Below are 17,247 nucleotides of genomic sequence, written 5' to 3'. Positions count from 1 at the left end.
GGTGCATGCCCTGCGCAAAGCCAGGGCATGGGGGAACTGAATAGTCTCAGCGGTTGCTTATCAGGCAGGGGGCGCTTCCAGTGCCGGAAGAGCATTTTCGCCGTACCCGCGGGCTGTATCACTGGATTTGAGGGTAAAGCTGTTAACGCTTTCCAGTAAAGCAGCCGCGTGGTGATGCAACTGGCTGGCAGCATCGCTGGACTGCTGAGACAGCGTCGCGTTCTGCTGCGTGGCGGAATCCATATGCGTTACCGCAAGGCTTACCTGCTCGATGCCTGCACTTTGCTGGTTACAGGCTACCGAGATAGTTTCAACCAGTTGCGATACCTGGCGAATATTATTCAGCATCTGTTTCATCGCCACACCCGCTTCCCCGGCAAGGTCGTTCCCTTGAGCAATGCGGCTGGAGGTGCGGCTTATCAGGGAATTAATCTCTTTCGCAGCATTAGATGAACGCTGCGCCAGCGCCCTAACCTCACTGGCAACAACCGCAAAGCCGCGCCCTTCGGCCCCCGCTCTTGCCGCCTCAACGGCGGCGTTGAGCGCCAGAATGTTGGTCTGGAAGGCAATGCTTTCAATCACTGTTACGATGCTGTTTATCTCTGTAGAGAAGCGGTTGATATCGCCCATTGCTTCCACCAGGCGCTCAACGGAGTGGTTACCGTCCTGAGCCATGGCGTCGGTATTCTGGCTGAGTTTATTCGCTTCAGCCGCGTTGTCTGCCGTATGTTTAACGGCGGAAGTCACTTCTTCCATTGATGCAGCCGTTTCAATCAGTGCACTGGCCTGCGCTTCATTACGGGTAGACAGCGCCTGGCTGCCATCAGCAATACTTGCGGATGCATCGGCAATATTCTCCGCACCATCTATCACTTCACTCACAATACGCGCCAGGCTGTTGTTCATGGTTTGCAGCGCGCCCATCAGGCCGGCAATTTCATCTTTCCCGGAGACTTCGATTGTGGCCCGCAAGTCACCAGAAGCTACCTGGCGGGCAACCTGCACCGCCTGAGCAACCGGGCGGGTAATGCTGCGGATAATCAGCCAGGTCACCACCCCACCCGTCAACACTGCCAGAACGATTACCAGAACAATAATGGTCTGAATTTGTTGGTAATGGCGGGTATTCTCTGCATTAATTTCCTGGTGCAGCATTTGGGCATGTTGCAGCGTTTTCTCTACCACATCGTCAATCATTTTGGTGGGAGCACGGTCAATACCGCGTACCTGTTTATCGACCCTGGCAGGGCTGTTGATGTCAGCAATATCGTATGATGCCAGTGCGCTGAGGTACTGGTGAAGTAACTGCGAGTGTGCCTCACGGGCCGCCAGAACATCCTGGTTGCTCATGCCAAGCGCAGGTAATTGCTGGCTCAGGGTATTCAGTAGCGCCTGGGTTTTGTCATTCTGCTCCAGAAACGCCGCTTTATATTTAGTGAACAAATCACCGCCCTGGACACCGCGCAGCAAGGTATCTTTCCACTCCTGGACCTGGATTTTGAATTGCACCTGTGCATTGCGTGCAGTATCAATGGATTGTTCAATCAGCATTTCACGGGCAATAAATTTTTGGCTGCTCTTGGTCCAGTGGTAATTCACGTAACCGCCAATTGCGCCAGCGCACAATGTCAGGACTAATAGCAGGACAGATAACAGCCATAAACGCGGCCCAATACGAAATTGATTTAATCTCAGAGCAGAAAGCATAACGGTGTTCCTTAACGACAATACCTGCCAGTGTTATCGTCCTTTCTGCTCATTTCTTCACCACTAAATCGTTTCAGGGGCAAAAGGGTGACTCCCTTCTCATTACTGTTTCACTGCTGCTTCACCGGTATTATTTTTTTATGACGGAGCGCAACAACCGGCCGCCCAGGCTTTATCAACCGCCAATTCGTGGGCATTGAGAAGGCAAAAACTCCAGGCCACAATGCGGGCATTTCAACGGGGTATTTTTACGAAGTTTGGCTGCGCGCTGGTTGGCAATATGGGCGCATTTGGGGCATTTTACGGGGACTGGTCGTTCACCAAAATGGCGCAGACCCTGAGTATATGACATATGCGAACACCTCCGGGGTATTGAACGGCTAAGCAATAGCAACCCGTTTGTTCTGCTTATTTTTCCAACAAAGAATAAACCCACAAAAAATGAATGGCAATAACCAGCTAATGGCTGAACGGACTGTTTGCCTGTGCGCAGATGTATGAGACGTATGCGCACAGGCATTTATTACTTAATCATGCCACATCCCGTAATGTGCTGAGATCCAGTGTGATGGCAACTTGCTGCCCGTCTGACAGTAAGTCAGCCACACTGCGGTTCAGTACATCAACGCGTAATTCAACACCCTGCGCCACCACCCGGTAGCGCACCACGTTACCCAGTAAACTGCGGTCAAGAATAGTGGCAGGAATGCCCTGTCCTGGGGCACAAATGGTGATGGATTCCGGGCGTAACGCACACTGCCCGTGGTGTTCAATACCGCTCAAACGCGCCATATCCTGAGCACTGAGTACGTTGTAGTTGCCAATAAAATTCGCGGCGAATAAATCGGCAGGCTCGGTGTACAGGGTTTCGGCACTGCCATTCTGAATAATATTGCCCTGGTTCATCAGGATAATCCGGTCTGACAGTGTCAGCGCTTCTTCCTGGTCGTGGGTGACAAACAGAGTGGTCAGGCGCAACTCCTGCTGGATACGCCGGATTTGTTCACGCAAATGGCGGCGGATGCGCGCGTCCAGCGCCGAAAGCGGTTCATCCAGCAACAATAAACGTGGGCGGGTAACCAGCGAACGGGCCAGGGCTACACGCTGGCACTGCCCACCAGACAACTGGTGTGGGAAGCGGTGGCTGTATGCAGATAACTCAACCAGCTCCAGCACTTCGTTCGTGCGTTGTTCAATTTCACTGGCCGGGATTTTTTGCATTCTCAGGCCAAACGCCACATTCTTTTTCACCGTCATGTTCGGGAACAGCGCATAGCTCTGGAACACCATCCCAATGGCGCGTTTTTGCGGCGGAAGCGGCACAATATTTTGCCCGGCAACTTCCACCGAGCCACTGTCCGGGTCAGTCAGCCCGGCAATACAGCGCAACAATGTGGATTTACCGCAACCACTGGGGCCAAGTAAGGTAACAAACTCACCTTCATCCGCACTGAAATCAATATTTTCAAATACCCGGGTTGGGCCATAGTGTTTATTGAGTTGTGAAACTTTTAAATAAGACATAACGCCCTCACTTACGGTTCAGTGCACTGGCAAGCCAGGTAATCAACAGCACGACACAGAAATAGGAAATCACCAGCGCACTGGTAAAGTGACCGCTGCCGTTACGCATGTTGTAGAGATAGACCTGCAGCGTTTCGTAGCGTGTGCCCACCAGAATGTTGGCAAACACAAACTCACCTATCAGGAAAGAAAACGAGAGCAATACGGCAACCATTGCCCCTTTACGCAGGTTAGGCAGCACCACCAGAAACGCCGCCTGGAATGTGCTGGCACCCAGCAGGTTTGCGGCACTCACCAGTTCTTTGATATTCACCGCCTGCATATTGTTGCTGATAGCCCGCCAGATAAACGGCAGGGTTATCGTGAAATAGCAGGCGACAAGTATCCAGGGTGTACCGGTAAGCACCAGCGGGCCTGATGCATAGAGCTGCAATAACCCCACAGAAGAAACAACCGGTGGGATGGCAAAAGGCAGCAAAATCAGTACGTTCATGATGCTGCCCAGGAACGGGAAGTACCAGGCAATCACAAACATGACGGGCAGCACCAGCACAAAAGAAAACACCAGCGCACCAAAACAGATGAGTAGCGAACGCCCCAGCGCAGCCAGAAAACGTGGGTCATGCCACAACTGCGAAAACCACTCAATAGTCAGGCCATCGGGCAGAATAGTGGCGCCCCATTCAGTTGCCAGCGCGTACAGCAGCGTTGCCAGTAAAGGGACAACAAGAATCAGTAATAACAAACCAATCACTACACGGTGGTAAACATATTCACTTTTCGACATGGGTACCGCTCCTTGATTCAGCGCGCATTAAGGTAACTGCGGCGCTGGATCCACTGCTGGATAACCGTGATCGCCGACATCAGCACAACCAGTAACATCGCCAGTGCACTCCCCATATTGGGATCAAGGGAAATGTCCCCGGACACCAGCGCGGCAATACGCACCGGTACAACGTTGAAGTTGCCAGAAGTCAGTGCGTAGATAGTGGCATAAGCACCCAAAGCGTTTGCCAGCAAGATAACAAACGTGCCAATCAGCGCGGGAGACAGTACAGGCAGCCCAATATGCAGCCAGTAGCGTATCCGGCTGGCACCCAGCAGAGCACTGGCTTCTTCCCAATCTTTTTTCAGGCCGTCGAACGCCGGAAACAGCAGTAATAGCCCAAGTGGAATTTGGAACCAGGTGTACACCAGAATCATGCCGTCAATGGAATAGAGCCGGAAATCGCCCAGCAACCCATATTTGCGTAGCAGCAGTGTGATACAACCGTTCAGGCCCAGTAAAATAATGAAGGCGAACGCCAGAGGCACACCGGCAAAATTACTGGTCATATTGGTGAATGACATAATAATGCGCTGCAACTTGCCATTACCGATTTGGTGCAGGGAGTAGCCACCAATCAGCGCAATAATCAGACCATAACAACTTGATAAAATGGATATTTTCAAGGAGCTGGTAATAGCCTGCTGGTAAAACGGCGAGGTAAGAATGTCCTGGTAATTGCCCAGCCCCCACGCCTCCATGCTGTCGCTCCAGAAACTGTTCACCACAATCCAGATAAGGGGCGCAATCTGGAACGCGAGGTAAAACAGCGTAAATGGCAACAGGCACAGTAACGCAAGCCATTTTCCTCTCATCATTAGTGCCACTCCTGCTTCGGTACCAGCAACGCACGGCAAACCGGTTTATCGTGCTCCACCCCCAGTAATTCACAAACAGTGCCGCACAAAGTGCTTTGGGGAATGGTTAAATCAGGAAGTTTTGAGAACCCGTCACCAAATACAAACAAAGGCACACAGGTTTCTTCTTCCAGAATCCCGCCATGGCTGCGGTCATCATTCATCCCGTGGTCAGCAGTGACCAAAACCTGGTAGCCTTCAGCAAGCCAGACAGGCATCCAGTGGGATAAATAACCGTCTGCAAAACGGGCTTTGTTACGGTATTGCGGCGATGAAAGGCCAAATTTGTGCCCGGCGTCATCAATGTTCATTGGGTGAATCAACAGAAAATCCGGGTCATGGCTCAGGCGCAGGCTCTCTGCATCTTCAAACAAGTGTGAATCTGGGTAGGTGTCATCAGAATAAAAATGGCCATACTGCACAGGGAGTGTTGGGTCCTGCACATGGCGGTCGCGCGCCGGGTCGAAGGGTGTACGGTTGTACAACTCACTGACCCAGTGGTAAGCCGCGGCCGCAGTGGTTAACCCTGCAGCACGCGCGTAATGAAAGATACTCTGTTCACGGCTCAGCCGACTCACCCCATTATGAATGATGCCACTTCTCACCGGCGGAACGCCGGTGAGAATGCACTCATAAAGTGGGCGGGATAACGACGGCAGTTCACAGGTCAGCGAATAAACCTGCCCTTTTCCCTCGGCGCATTCTGCTTGCAGGTAGCCCATCGCATGTGATGCCACCTGGTTGCTCAGGCCATCGAGGATAACCAGAATCGTTTTCATACCGCCCTCAAACTTATTGCTGCATGTTGATCATGACGTTTTCCTGCCACAGACGCGGCAGCATTTTGGCGCTCTTTTCCCAGGCCTGCTGGTCGGCAATCGGGCGGGCATTTTTATATTCGCTGTCTGGCAGCATTTGATCTTTCACGTCTGCCGGGTAAGTCAAATGCTCAGCACGGATCGGGCGGGCAAAACCACGGGCAAGGTTTATCTGCCCCGCGTCAGAGAAGATATATTCGCGGGTCAGTTTGGCTGCATTCGGGTGCTTGCCGTATTTATTGATGATGGTGGTATAACCCGAAGTAACGGAACCATCTGAGGGGATAACCACTTCGAAGCGTTTCGGGTCGATTTGTTTGCGGTAGTTCAGGCCGTTGAAGTCCCACACGACCCCAACCTGGACTTCGCCTTTTTCAATGTTGGCAATGGTTGGATCTGTTACACCCAGGCGCCCTTGTTTTGCCAGCTCAGCAAAAAATGCCAGAGCAGGTTTGAGGTTCTTCTCATCACCACCCAGTGCGTAGTTAGCTGCCAGCACGCCAGACGCGGCCTGAGAAGCAACCCCAACATCACCGATATCCACAACGTACTTACCTTTTTTCAGGTCTGCCCAGCTGTGAGGCGCATCTTTTACTTGTTGTTTATCAATAATAAACGCAATAGTGCCAGTGTATGCCACTGCCCAGTAGCCATCTTTATCTTTCGCCCAGGCCGGTACCTGATCCCAGGTGCTGGGTTTATACGGCAGAGCCAAACCCTGTTTTACCGCGATTGGGCCAAAAGAGATCCCCACATCACCGATATCGGCAGTTGCATTTTCTTTTTCTGCTGCAAACTTGGCTAACTCCTGAGCCGAAGACATGTCCGTATCCATATGCTTCAGGCCATATTTAGACAGCATATCTGCCCAGGTACCTTTCCAGTTTGCCCAACTGTCGGGCATACCCACGCTATTCACTTCGCCTTCACTCTTTGCGGCTTTTTCCAGCGCACTCAAATCTGCCGCATGGACATTGGCTACCTGCAACGCCACGAGCAATGTACTGGCTAACAAAGATACATACATGCGTTTCATAAATGCTATGCTCCAGTGATGTGGTTGTTATTGGACTAGTCCAGCAAAATCGTTGTTGCAAAACACAGGCCAAAGCAGAACAACGAATTAGGAGACTGGAGCTTCTCTCTGATTTATAAACGTTTTATTACAGAAACATGACAGTCTGGCAGCAAGTTGTTTCCAGGCTGGCGTTAATCCGTGGGTCAGGGTATGCACTATTTTGGCTATTTGGCACATTTTTAAGGCTGGGGAAAATGGCGAAGAAAACCGTCGAAGTGATTTGTGAAGCACTGGCAGAACGCATTCAGTGTGGTGAGTTTGACGAAGACCGGCGTTTGCCGTCTGAGCGCACGTTAAGCCAGCAGTTTATGACTACCCGTATCACGCTGCGTGAAGCGCTGCGCCAGTTAGAAGCACAGGGTGTGATTTACCGCGAAGTGCGCCGTGGCTGGTTTATTGCCCCGCCCCGGTTAGTTTACAACCCACTGCACCACTCCCACTTTCGCGAAATGGCTCAGGCACAGGGGCGCCACACCTGTACCGAACTGATTAGTGCGGGCCTGCAACCCGCCAGTAGTGATGTCGCTCACCAGTTAGGTATTGCACCCGGCAGCGAGATAATTTGTATCCGCCGCCTGCGCCATATTGACGGGCGCGCCGTGTTGTATGTCGAAAACTCCCTTAACCCAGGTTATTTTCCGGGGCTATTAGAGAAAGATTTGACCGGCTCATTAACTGATTTATACCAACGTGATTATGGCCTGCACTACGGTGGTGTGCGTTTTACCGTGTTCCCCGGGCCACTTCCGGCTTTTGCGGCGGGGCGACTGCATGTTTCACCGGGCAGCCCGGGCTTGTTTATTGACCGAACTAACCGCGACCAGTACGGGCGCATTATTGACTGTGACCATGAATACTGGCGCTATGATGCATTGTGTATTGATGTGGCTGTCGGGTCTGGTTCCGATACAGACTGGGCACCCTTTCATACCCGCACAACACCAACGTAAGAGTGGCAAAGCTGAATAGTGGGTGGCGTGCAGCCCTCCAGAACGCCCGGTGACGCGCACGCCTGAAGAGCAAAAAAACGCTACAGTTTCCCTTCTTTTATTCGCCGGGCCAGCAGTACCCGCCGTAATTGCAGTTCACGCAATTCGAAAGTGACATCCAGGCTGACCGGTGGATAATCGGCCTCTTCCTGGGGGGCACTGGTTGCGGCTTCTTCCTCGCCACTGGCGTACACGTCTTTTTCAATCAGCCTGAACGCTTCTTTTTTACTGAGCCCCTGTTTTTGCAGGAGCTTCGACAGCATCTTATCAACAGCCGTATATTTTACTTTTCTTCGAAACATACTTTTTCTCTGACACAGGCCTGGTTGCAGATCCTGCCAATCGGTTTAACGCAAATTTTATCGTCTGCGCGCCCGCAAGTTAAGCAGTGATAGCGCTTTGTGACAATCTCTGACAATTAATTAATGGTTGTCATACACCGAATGCTCATTAAAGCAGCGTGATGGTGTTTTTTTGTGCGGGGTTTATTCAGAAACAGCAAGGAAGGCCATAACGGCGAGGGAACCCAGAAAAGAGAAAACACACCGGGCATGGTTACCCGGTGTGCAGGTGTCAGAAGCGGTATTGCAGGCCCACTGTCGCCGTGTAGTTTTTATTTTTCAACCCGGCGGCATCGCCATCAAAATAGTCATGAGTACCGGTATCCCGGTCAATCATTTCTGTACCACCCTTCCCTTCTTCATATTTGTTCCAGGCAAATTCAGCAAATACTTTGGCATTCGGTGTTACGTAGTACCCGACATCCATTGCCACTCCGTAATAATTGCTGTGGCCGCCGTTATCACGGAAAGTCAGGTCACGCATGTAATGCTCGTCGTTATCTTTTGACTTAACCCAGCCACTGAATTTAAACGCGCCATTGACTTCAAAGTTCTGGTAACGGTATTGCCCAACCAGGCCAATATATGGCATGGAGAAACGCTGCTGGTAACCAATTCCTCTTTCACCAGGCGTGAAACTCCCGACATTGGTACCGTTGTCGTAATTATAATCCCCACCAAATGCTGTCCAGCTAAAGCGGGTTTGCTGGTAACCTGCTATCGCCCCTACTTTGTAGGTTTCGCCACGCAGTATCCAGCCTTTAAGGTTCAGGTCAAATTCATTGGCATAATTCAGGTTGGTATTTTCATGGCTGGAATGGTCGGTCCAGCCAGACTGGTTATCATTGAGCCAGTCATAATCGTCCATATGACCAGAGCCAGAGGCCAGTGTGCTCCAGCCACGGGCATTCAGGGTAAGCCAGCTATAAGCATCCCAGGAGATATCGCCTTTGATAATTGCCGCATTTTTTATCTTCCAGTCTAGCTGGCTGACTTTGCGACCACCATCATAAACCAGTTCATGGGACTCACCCCCCAGGTACCCCATGGAAGCCGCCACGGAGACACTTTCCGGTGAGAAGTCTGGCATTCCCGGGTTCATATCCGCCACAGCGACACCAGAGAAAGACACTGCCATTAACGCAACTATTGTTTGTTTTTTCATTTTCATTCCATTTATTGTTATCCCTGAACACTCATAACTGGAGCTATTTTGCGCCAGCAAGAACCATTCAGAATTTTTACGAATAAGCCACTTGCCCGTCGATATTAATCCTGTAGTTTTCAACCAACAACAATCAATATTAGTAGGTGATTTTTATTTTTTACAACTAAGCACAAATTAAATATTAACTGAAGATTTGGCTCTGCAAAATCGGGGTTAAATAACAAGAAAAACCGCATGATTCAGGCTAAAGAATATATTTTCATCACATTGTTAATGCCGCTTTGAGTTTTCCCATATCAATAGTGCAATAAGCCTGTATTTTTTTATGATGTTCATGCAATCACCAGTTTCGTGTACACCAGGCAGGCGTACAAACATAAAAAAGCCCGCCAGTACAAACATACTGGCAGGCAAGGAGGAAAAATGTGGCGTTACTGACCGAGTGGTTTGCGAACAAATACCCCAAAACTGATAGCGCCCAGCATCAGCAAAGCTGCGCCTAACAGAAAGACATTAGTAAATTTACCTGTGGCATCCAGAATAACCCCGGTAACAATCGGAGCCATTGCCGCCCCCAGAAAACCCCCAAAGTTCTGAATAGCACCGAGTGAAGCAACCTGGTCCTTTGGAGCAATATCAGTTGCCAGCGTCCACAGTGCGCCTTGCGGCATCTGGGAACAGAAATACCCCAGCGATAACAAACCAATTGCCAGAGGTGTGCTGCTGACAAACGGAATAGGGCCAACAAAGCAGGCGGCCAGTGCGGCACCTAAAACAATCGGCACTTTACGGGAAGTAATAGGTTTAACCCTGCGGCGTACCAGCCAGTCAGACAGAGTGCCGCCCACCAGCACACCAAGAATACCCGCCAGGAAAGGAATAGAGGCAATCCAGCCGGTTGCTTTCAGGCTGAACCCGAGCGATTTTTCCAGGTAGCCAGGCAACCAGGTCAGGTATACCCAAATGGTAAACATGATTGAAAAGTTACCAATCACCATAAACCAGGTGGTGGGATGACGGAACAGGCTGCCCCAACTGGTGGTTTTCCCGGTATTTTTACTGGCAGTGGTGTGGCCGGCATGAATCAGTGCATCTTCGCGCGCCACCGGGTCACGGTAGAATTTCCACCAGGCAAGCAGTAACGGCAGCCCCATTAATCCAATCCCTACAAACATGCCACGCCAGCCAAAGCTGAGTAACAAAATAGTCAGAATGGGCGGAGCCACTGCGTTGGCGATTTGCGAACCGGTGTTGATAATAGCCGTGGGCAAACCACGCTCTGTTTCGCCAAACCAGCGATGGGTAATTTTAATCCCGGAAGTGAAGAACGGTGATTCAGCCACACCCAGCATCATGCGCAGGCCATAAAAGAAGCTGTAACTATTTACAAATGCCGCCAGCACAGTACAACTGGACCACAGGCACAAGGCCCAGGAAAACATCCGTTTGGGACCAAATTTATCCACCAGCCAGCCAGCTGGTAGATTGGCAAGGGCATAAGGCCAGAGAAACGCGGAGAGCAATAAGCCCATTTCTGTTTGGGAGAAACCAAATTCTGCCGCAATGGTAGTATTGGCAATACTCAGATTCGCCCGGTCAAGGTAGTTCACTATTGCCGCCAGTAACAGCAGCAGGATGATGCCCCAACGCAGCCGGGTTACCACTACCGGCTGGCTGGCTGTGCCCTGGTAACCTTTCACGCCAGGCAGGCTATCCTCAGGCAGGGTCGAGGTAAGTTCTTTCATTGTTATGTCACCTGGTTATCCCTTGTTACAGGGAAGGGTTGTAGGGAAATGCTGCTAAGGTTTGGTTAGCGAGCGGTTTTGGTTTGCCACAGTGCGGTGCCCTGGCGAATCTGGTCGAGAATGACGCCCAGCCCCCAGTATTTTTCCAGCACGTCATCCTTGTTCACCCGGCAGAATTCGCTGGCAAACGTGCCCATTTGCTGGTGATAAATCTTGGCGTTTTTGGGGTAACCCAGGGTTTCTGTCACAGCGGAAAGGGAAAGGAACAAAGAGAGTTCCTGTGCCAGAGCGGGTTGTTCCTTGCCATGTTTCCATAACCAGGCATACAGCTCAGGGTGGAAATTGGTGAAGACACCGCTGAACCCTTTAGAACCCGCCTGAATAGCAGGCCATGCAATGGCAGCATTCGCATTAATGACATGAAGCGGAGTGCCTTGAGCCAGCTTGACACGGCGAATTACAGTGGGCAGGTCGCAACTGACATCTTTGAGCACCACAAAACGGCCACTTTGCGCACAGAAGCTGAACTCTTCATCGCTCAGCAAACGGCGCCAGGGAGCCGGGCATTCATACAAACCCAGCGGTAATTCTTGCGGTAAAGCTTCGAACAGTGCAGCCAGAGTGGCTTTAAAGGTTTCCGTACCTTTGTTTTGCGGATCCAGGTGGTTGGTTACCAGCACCAGTGCATCGATACCGGTTTGCGCCATTGTCTGTAATTCTTCAATTTGCGCACTTAAATCATCGCTGATATGCCCGGAAGCAATTACTGGCACCCTGCCCTGCACTTTTTCCACCACGAAACGGGCAAGCTCCGTGCGCTCTGCCAGCGACAGATATTGCATTTCGCTGGACTGGCATACTGCGAATAACGCATCCACTCCCGACGCGATATACCAGTCAACCAGCCGCTCAAGCCCAGTCCAGTCAATCTGGTTTTCTGCCGTAAACGGGGTCAGCATGACCGGAACAATACCCTCAATGGACTTCATAAATTCTCCTGATCCGCCTGACTGGCGGTGATTGCATTCAAAAAACAACGCGTAATGTCAGCGCAACGCCAGGCGTGATATCACCTGTTGGTACGCGGGCATGTTAGACGCCCCTTCGCGCTCAACAGCCAGGGAGGCAAACGCCGAGGCAAAGGTTGCAGCCTGTGCCAGGGTTTGCCCGTCGGCTATTGCTGCCGCAAGAGCGCCATTAAAAGCATCACCAGCGCCGGTGGTATCCACACTCAGCGCCGGAAAAGCCGGAATATGTTGAAATTGCTGGTTGTCATAAATCAGCGCCCCGCGGCTACCCATGGTGATGATCACCCGCCGGGCTCCACGTGCGACTATTGCCAGAGCAGCGGCACGCGCACTTTCCAGGTCGGTAATTTCCACGCCCGATAACAGCGACGCTTCGGTTTCGTTCGGAGTAATAATGTCGATAAGATCGATGCAGCCCAGAATATCGGGTGAAAATGGCGCCGGATTCATAATCACCTGCACGCCCAATGCTCTGGCAAGCTTCATTGCGTTCAGCGTGGCATCAAAGTTGTTCTCCAGTTGCACCAACAGCACATTACTGCTGGCAAGCTCTGGCGACATGCTGGCAATTTCATCGCTGCTCAGGGTTTTATTGGCACCGGAATAAATGGCAATCATGTTTTCGCCATCATCCTGTGAGACATAGATCAGCGCATTTCCCGTAGGCTCCCGTTCAGACTGGTACAACCGGAAAGAATGGATCCCGGAAGATGCCAGGTGATCAAAGGCAAACTGGCTGAACTGGTCCTTGCCCACTTTGGCGACAAAATGCACCTGAGCGCCCGCCCGGCTTGCTGCCATCGCCTGGTTAGCGCCTTTGCCCCCCGGCCCCAGTGAACTGCGTTGTGCCAGCAAGGATTCACCACCACGCGGAAACCGGTGCACCCACGCCACAATATCCACATTGAACGCGCCCAAAATGCATACTTTCCCCCGCAGTGCGTGGGGGGAAACGTCCGGGTTGCGAACGGGTTCCTGCTCAGAGAGGCGTTTGAGCAACACTTCAAAGTTGTCGCCAGTTTCGCTGATTAACCGTGACTGCAAGTTACGCCGCACAATCATGGCACCGCCATGGCAACGCCGAATTAACCCTTGTTTCACCAGAGCCGCCAAATCACTACGAATGGTTTCTTTAGTGACAGCAAAATGCCCGGACAGCCAGTCCACCGTGACACGTTCATTTTTATCCAAATGCTCAAGAATTTTGTTACGGCGTTCTTCGCGAAACATAATTTTCCTCTCCAGTACACAATTGAGACTAAGAAATACCCTGGCTGTAAAAAGTGATTTTCTTCAAACCTTACAGAGCAAAACGGAAACAAACAAAAATGACCAAAAACCTTGCGTTAAAAAAAACAAAAACACCTGCTATTTTTTCTTAATTCATTTTCTTGCAGTCATTTATTTGACGCCTGTCACACTAAAACCATATAAAAATAATGGATAAAATACATGACCATCTCACAGACAGAGTTCAATTCATTGATTTAAAATCACAAAAAAATTCAGGCTGCTACTTCATTCATAACAGTGCACCGCAGAGGTTGCCAGCCAGCAGTAGCTCGCAATACTGATTACTGGCAACTCACCAGAAAATATTTATTAGTTAACGGCAGGAAAATATAGAAAAACAAAAACAGAAAAAACCAAAGCCAGAAAATATACGCACAACAGCAACCCAATGGTTTTATTTAATACTTAAATCAAATACCAAGGGGAATATACATGTAAAAACCTGAACGAATGCATCTTGCAATGACCATTACAAAACCAACTACTCCCACAGAAGTATTTCCCCGCAAGGAAATATGTCGATAATAAATAGCAATCGCACCCAGAAAAGCCCGGTGTAAAATACAGGTAAGTGGAACAGACCAGCATCAATGGCTGACCTGAGCAGGCATGCTCCCTTGCACCAGAAGGGGAAAACTTTTTTTGCTTCGCCCGGGGGGTCATATGAAGCAGTGGTCCTTTGTGATTTCACAACAACATTCACTCTCCCAAATCTGGGAGGCAAAAGACCTGCAGGCGCTTGCGGCAAGCCAGCACCCCAAACTGGTATTTATCTATACCGGCTCGGGCTTCGACAATTTGTACGCCTTTGTGCAACGCTGGCTGGAAGAGAAACTGGATAACGTTGAAATTATTGGCGTGACCACTGGTGGCCATTTTATGGATAACAGCCCGGGCAGCCAGCAATTAATGGTTAGTATTACGCTGTTTGAACAGAGCTATATTCAGGTTTTACCCGTGAATATGCAGTCTTCCCCCCTGAGCGCGCTCGCCATTAATCAAATTCTGCACCATACACCAAATCTGAGCCTGGTTATGTTGCTGAGCACCCCGGTGGATGACCCGCTACTCGACGTAGTATTAAACCTGCAACTTCCGGAGCAAACTCAACTATTTGGTGGTGTGGCCTCTCCAGTACACCCGACCGGACTATTATGTGGTAGCGACCCGCTACAAAGTGGGTTTGTACTGGTGCTGATTCAGAGCCAGAATTTGCATTGCCGGACATTCAGTTACACCGGCTGGTTACCCATGAGCATGAACCGGCGTATTACTGATGCTCAGGGTTCGTGGATAAAATCTATCGATAACCTGCCCGCGTTCGAGGTGTACCACAACTACACCACAATAGAGAACGACAACCAGTTTGCTCATGACGCACTGGCCTTCCCGGTATTGCTCCCTCGCCCATCGTTGTTGCTTTCACGGGTGCCCGTTGAAGTGAATAACGCCGGGCACATTCGTGTCGCCGGAGATGTGCTTACCGGAGAAGATGTTTCATTTGGTTATGGCGATGCACATCGTAGTCTGGCCTGCATTGATGACTGGTGCACAACACTGGCTGACTTCGCGCCACAAGTGCTGTTTGGTTACTCCTGCACTATTCGCAATATGCTGTTCGCCGATTATGCCTGGCAGGAAACCATGCTGCCGGGCAGCCTGGCACCGATGAGTGGTTTTGTTACCTGGGGGGAGTACAGCTCAGTAAAAGGCAAAGTAACACTGAATAACACATCGCTGTTGATGGTGGCGCTGCGTGAAGGCGATGCCAGCCCAATATATGCCAGGGCCACGCCGGCCCGAATGGCGCGGACACGGCCGTCTTTGATGTCGCGCCTGGTCAATTTTATGCATGTTGCCAGTGAAGAATTCCGGGAGCACAACCAACAACTGAGCACACAGGCCCAGACCGATAAACTCACCGGTTTATATAACCGCTACCGGCTGGACAGTGAATTATTGTCTCTGCTCCACCAGGCGAGCGCTGCACGAAATTTTTCGCTGGTGTTAATGGATATCGACCATTTCAAGCAGGTTAACGATGCTTACGGCCACCAGACAGGGGACAGTATTCTCAGGCAAATAAGTGAGCTGGTATGCAACCAGTTACGCTGGCAGGATATTGCCGGGCGCTGGGGCGGGGAAGAATTTATGTTACTGATTACTGACAGTGATAAAACCCAGCTCACCACGGTGCTGAAACGCCTGCAACAGGCTATTGCTCATGCCAGTATGCCCTTTGGGCTAACCATCACCTGTAGTTTTGGCGCCGCGCAGTGGCAACCAGGCGATGACGAACGAAGCCTGGTCCGGCGGGCTGATATTGCCCTTTATAACGCCAAAGACCAGGGACGTAACAGGTTTGTGATTGACTGATATCAGGCGGATCCCGCGTGGAAAACCTGCGGCACAGGCTGCAAGTTTATCGCGTCCACACCTGTATGGCATCTTTGGTACGTGGCGTATTTTGCGCCATAATCCCCGATAGCGCGTGCGGCTGATAGCACTCTTCCAGGTAGCGCCGGTCCTCACTACTGAGCTGTAAATTCACAGCACTTACAGCCCCATCAATATGGCGTTTTTGAGTTGCCCCCACGACCGGCGAAGTGACATTGCCCAGCGACCATGCAAGTGAAATTTCGGTCATTGATACCTGATACCGCCCGGCAAGTTCAGCCAACGTATTTGCCTTCGCTAACTGCCACGCGTAACAGTTTGAAATACCAATAGCCCGAACTTCTCCTGCGGTGACAGCCAGGTGCAGTGTTTCAAGGACATCTAGAATCGGCGTGTTGTAATCCCAAATGTGGTAGATATAGAGATCCACAGAGTCCATACGGTAATGACTCCAATTAGTAGAACATGTATTTTCCAATGAAGGAGCCGATGACTTTTTCGTGGATCTCGATGGAGCGCGAAAAGCAAATTGTTTTGCGGGCCAGTCGCTTGATGCGGGTACGCAACGTCAGATTATTACGCTCAATACGTTGCGTAAAAATCTTGCCTGTCAGATGCTTCTCCTTCGGGACTTCTCTGGCATAGCTCCCCCAGTCGTCGCTGGTAATCATCCCGATGTTGAAGGGCGTAAACAACGCCAGTAACTCCCTGCATGTCTCATCGTTACGGGGACCGAAGGTATAAGCGAGTCCCCCCCGTTTTGGTATTGTACGCATACCAGAGCCAGTGTTGTACTGCTTTACTGCCAACAAACGCCCACTGCTCATCGAGTTCACAGATAAGCGCTACGTCGGCATAAGCGACCGGATAAGAGGTTATCCGGCGGGGTGAGAGCTTTTTAAAGCACGTATTACGGTGTTGATGCCAATCTTCAGCGTTCTTGCGGTATCGCGGACACCTGAGCCGTTATGTGCCATATCAATGATTTGCTCTTTGACTCCCGGCTTTCTGGCTTCATACTGATAGGTAAGCTGGAATACACGATGACAACACTGGCAACGGAATCACTCACGCCTGGCTGGGCTGAGTCCATGTCGGTAGACGTCATCAGAATCACAGCGATTTCAATGTTAACAAATCATAAATAGCCACCCATCAGACAGAAAACAGCGATGACAAAAACCAGAAATACAGCAAAAAGGAAACAGAAACGGGCGGGCTTATAAGACACAAAATAATTGATTACACACATAAATAAAAAAGAAATGGCAAGAGCGATCCAGCCAATGTACCGTAACAACTCAGCCATACCATCTTGCAATAAAGCGACGCCAGCCATATTTACCTCCTTTGTAAAAAAAGCACCGTATCCGGTGCCCTTACGGTCAGTACCTTAACCTGCGGTGTCTCATCATTCTCTGGGGATTAATGAAATTCTCCCGACGCGGTTTTCACGGAGTGGATGCGTCTTGC

Annotated in this window: 15 protein-coding genes and 2 pseudogenes; 2 read left to right on the top strand and 15 right to left on the bottom strand. The window is 50.6% G+C overall.

The genetic code is table 11. The features are described 5' to 3' along the window. Positions 1-60: 60 nt before the first annotated feature. From DES37_RS03005 to DES37_RS02975, 7 genes are all read right to left on the bottom strand, one after another. Positions 61-1,707 (bottom strand): methyl-accepting chemotaxis protein, encoded by a 1,647-nt coding sequence (locus DES37_RS03005; RefSeq protein ID WP_245929963.1) that lies wholly within the window; start codon positions 1,705-1,707, stop codon positions 61-63. A gap of 175 nt (positions 1,708-1,882) precedes the next feature. Further along, the gene (locus tag DES37_RS25830; RefSeq protein ID WP_245929961.1) at positions 1,883-2,059 is read right to left on the bottom strand and encodes a YnfU family zinc-binding protein; all 177 of its coding nucleotides are present in this window, start codon (positions 2,057-2,059) and stop codon (positions 1,883-1,885) included. A 179-nt stretch (positions 2,060-2,238) separates the two neighbouring features. Beyond that, on the bottom strand, positions 2,239-3,231 hold the full coding sequence (locus tag DES37_RS02995) for an ABC transporter ATP-binding protein (protein WP_110024790.1): 993 nt from the start codon (positions 3,229-3,231) through the stop codon (positions 2,239-2,241). Between the two features lie 7 nt (positions 3,232-3,238). Next, a complete protein-coding gene (locus tag DES37_RS02990) occupies positions 3,239-4,018 on the bottom strand; it encodes an ABC transporter permease (RefSeq protein WP_036114863.1) in 780 nt (259 codons plus the stop codon). A gap of 17 nt (positions 4,019-4,035) precedes the next feature. After that, positions 4,036-4,875, bottom strand: a complete 840-nt coding sequence (locus DES37_RS02985; RefSeq protein WP_036115306.1) for an ABC transporter permease — start codon at positions 4,873-4,875, stop codon at positions 4,036-4,038. A 2-nt stretch (positions 4,876-4,877) separates the two neighbouring features. Further along, entirely contained in the window at positions 4,878-5,696 is an 819-nt protein-coding gene (locus tag DES37_RS02980; RefSeq protein ID WP_110024789.1) for an alkaline phosphatase family protein, read from the bottom strand. Between the two features lie 13 nt (positions 5,697-5,709). Continuing rightward, a complete protein-coding gene (locus tag DES37_RS02975; protein WP_110024788.1) occupies positions 5,710-6,771 on the bottom strand; it encodes an ABC transporter substrate-binding protein in 1,062 nt (353 codons plus the stop codon). Between the two features lie 236 nt (positions 6,772-7,007). Here DES37_RS02975 and DES37_RS02970 point away from each other — a divergent pair, with 236 nt between their 5' ends. Then, positions 7,008-7,763 carry a UTRA domain-containing protein gene (locus DES37_RS02970; RefSeq protein ID WP_051691517.1) on the top strand — a complete coding sequence of 252 codons (756 nt, stop codon included), beginning with the start codon at positions 7,008-7,010 and terminating at the stop codon, positions 7,761-7,763. An 80-nt stretch (positions 7,764-7,843) separates the two neighbouring features. Here DES37_RS02970 and DES37_RS02965 read toward each other — a convergent pair whose 3' ends face one another. From DES37_RS02965 to rbsK, 5 genes are all read right to left on the bottom strand, one after another. After that, a complete protein-coding gene (locus DES37_RS02965) occupies positions 7,844-8,104 on the bottom strand; it encodes a hypothetical protein (protein WP_036114854.1) in 261 nt (86 codons plus the stop codon). 271 nt (positions 8,105-8,375) lie between these two features. Further along, entirely contained in the window at positions 8,376-9,308 is a 933-nt protein-coding gene (locus tag DES37_RS02960; RefSeq protein ID WP_110024787.1) for an omptin family outer membrane protease, read from the bottom strand. Between the two features lie 434 nt (positions 9,309-9,742). Next, complete coding sequence (locus DES37_RS02955; RefSeq protein ID WP_110024786.1) at positions 9,743-11,056, bottom strand: MFS transporter; 1,314 nt, start codon at positions 11,054-11,056, stop codon at positions 9,743-9,745. Between the two features lie 65 nt (positions 11,057-11,121). Beyond that, entirely contained in the window at positions 11,122-12,045 is a 924-nt protein-coding gene (locus DES37_RS02950) for a dihydrodipicolinate synthase family protein (protein ID WP_110024785.1), read from the bottom strand. Between the two features lie 57 nt (positions 12,046-12,102). Further along, positions 12,103-13,314: a ribokinase gene (gene rbsK / locus DES37_RS02945; RefSeq protein WP_036114841.1), complete on the bottom strand. Its 1,212-nt coding sequence runs from the start codon at positions 13,312-13,314 to the stop codon at positions 12,103-12,105. A 726-nt stretch (positions 13,315-14,040) separates the two neighbouring features. On the opposite strand from rbsK, the gene DES37_RS02940 reads away from it, so the two are divergent. After that, entirely contained in the window at positions 14,041-15,753 is a 1,713-nt protein-coding gene (locus tag DES37_RS02940; RefSeq protein ID WP_170123718.1) for a sensor domain-containing diguanylate cyclase, read from the top strand. Positions 15,754-15,799: 46 nt separating this feature from the next. On the opposite strand, the pseudogene DES37_RS02935 reads toward DES37_RS02940, so the two are convergent. The 3 genes and pseudogenes from DES37_RS02935 to DES37_RS02925 all read right to left on the bottom strand — a co-directional run. Beyond that, positions 15,800-16,279: pseudogene (locus DES37_RS02935) on the bottom strand (aldo/keto reductase); the annotation flags it as partial. After that, positions 16,230-16,895, bottom strand: a pseudogene (locus DES37_RS02930) (IS1 family transposase); the annotation flags it as partial. The pseudogenes DES37_RS02935 and DES37_RS02930, both read right to left, overlap by 50 nt. A 17-nt stretch (positions 16,896-16,912) precedes the next feature. Next, positions 16,913-17,113 carry a hypothetical protein gene (locus DES37_RS02925; RefSeq protein ID WP_110024783.1) on the bottom strand — a complete coding sequence of 67 codons (201 nt, stop codon included), beginning with the start codon at positions 17,111-17,113 and terminating at the stop codon, positions 16,913-16,915. Between the last annotated feature and the right edge of the window lie 134 nt (positions 17,114-17,247).

It is taken from the genome of Mangrovibacter plantisponsor (assembly GCF_003182475.1).
GTDB lineage: Bacteria > Pseudomonadota > Gammaproteobacteria > Enterobacterales > Enterobacteriaceae > Mangrovibacter > Mangrovibacter plantisponsor.
Note: the sequence above shows the minus strand (reverse complement) of the source record. Positions and strands in the feature narration are given on the sequence as shown.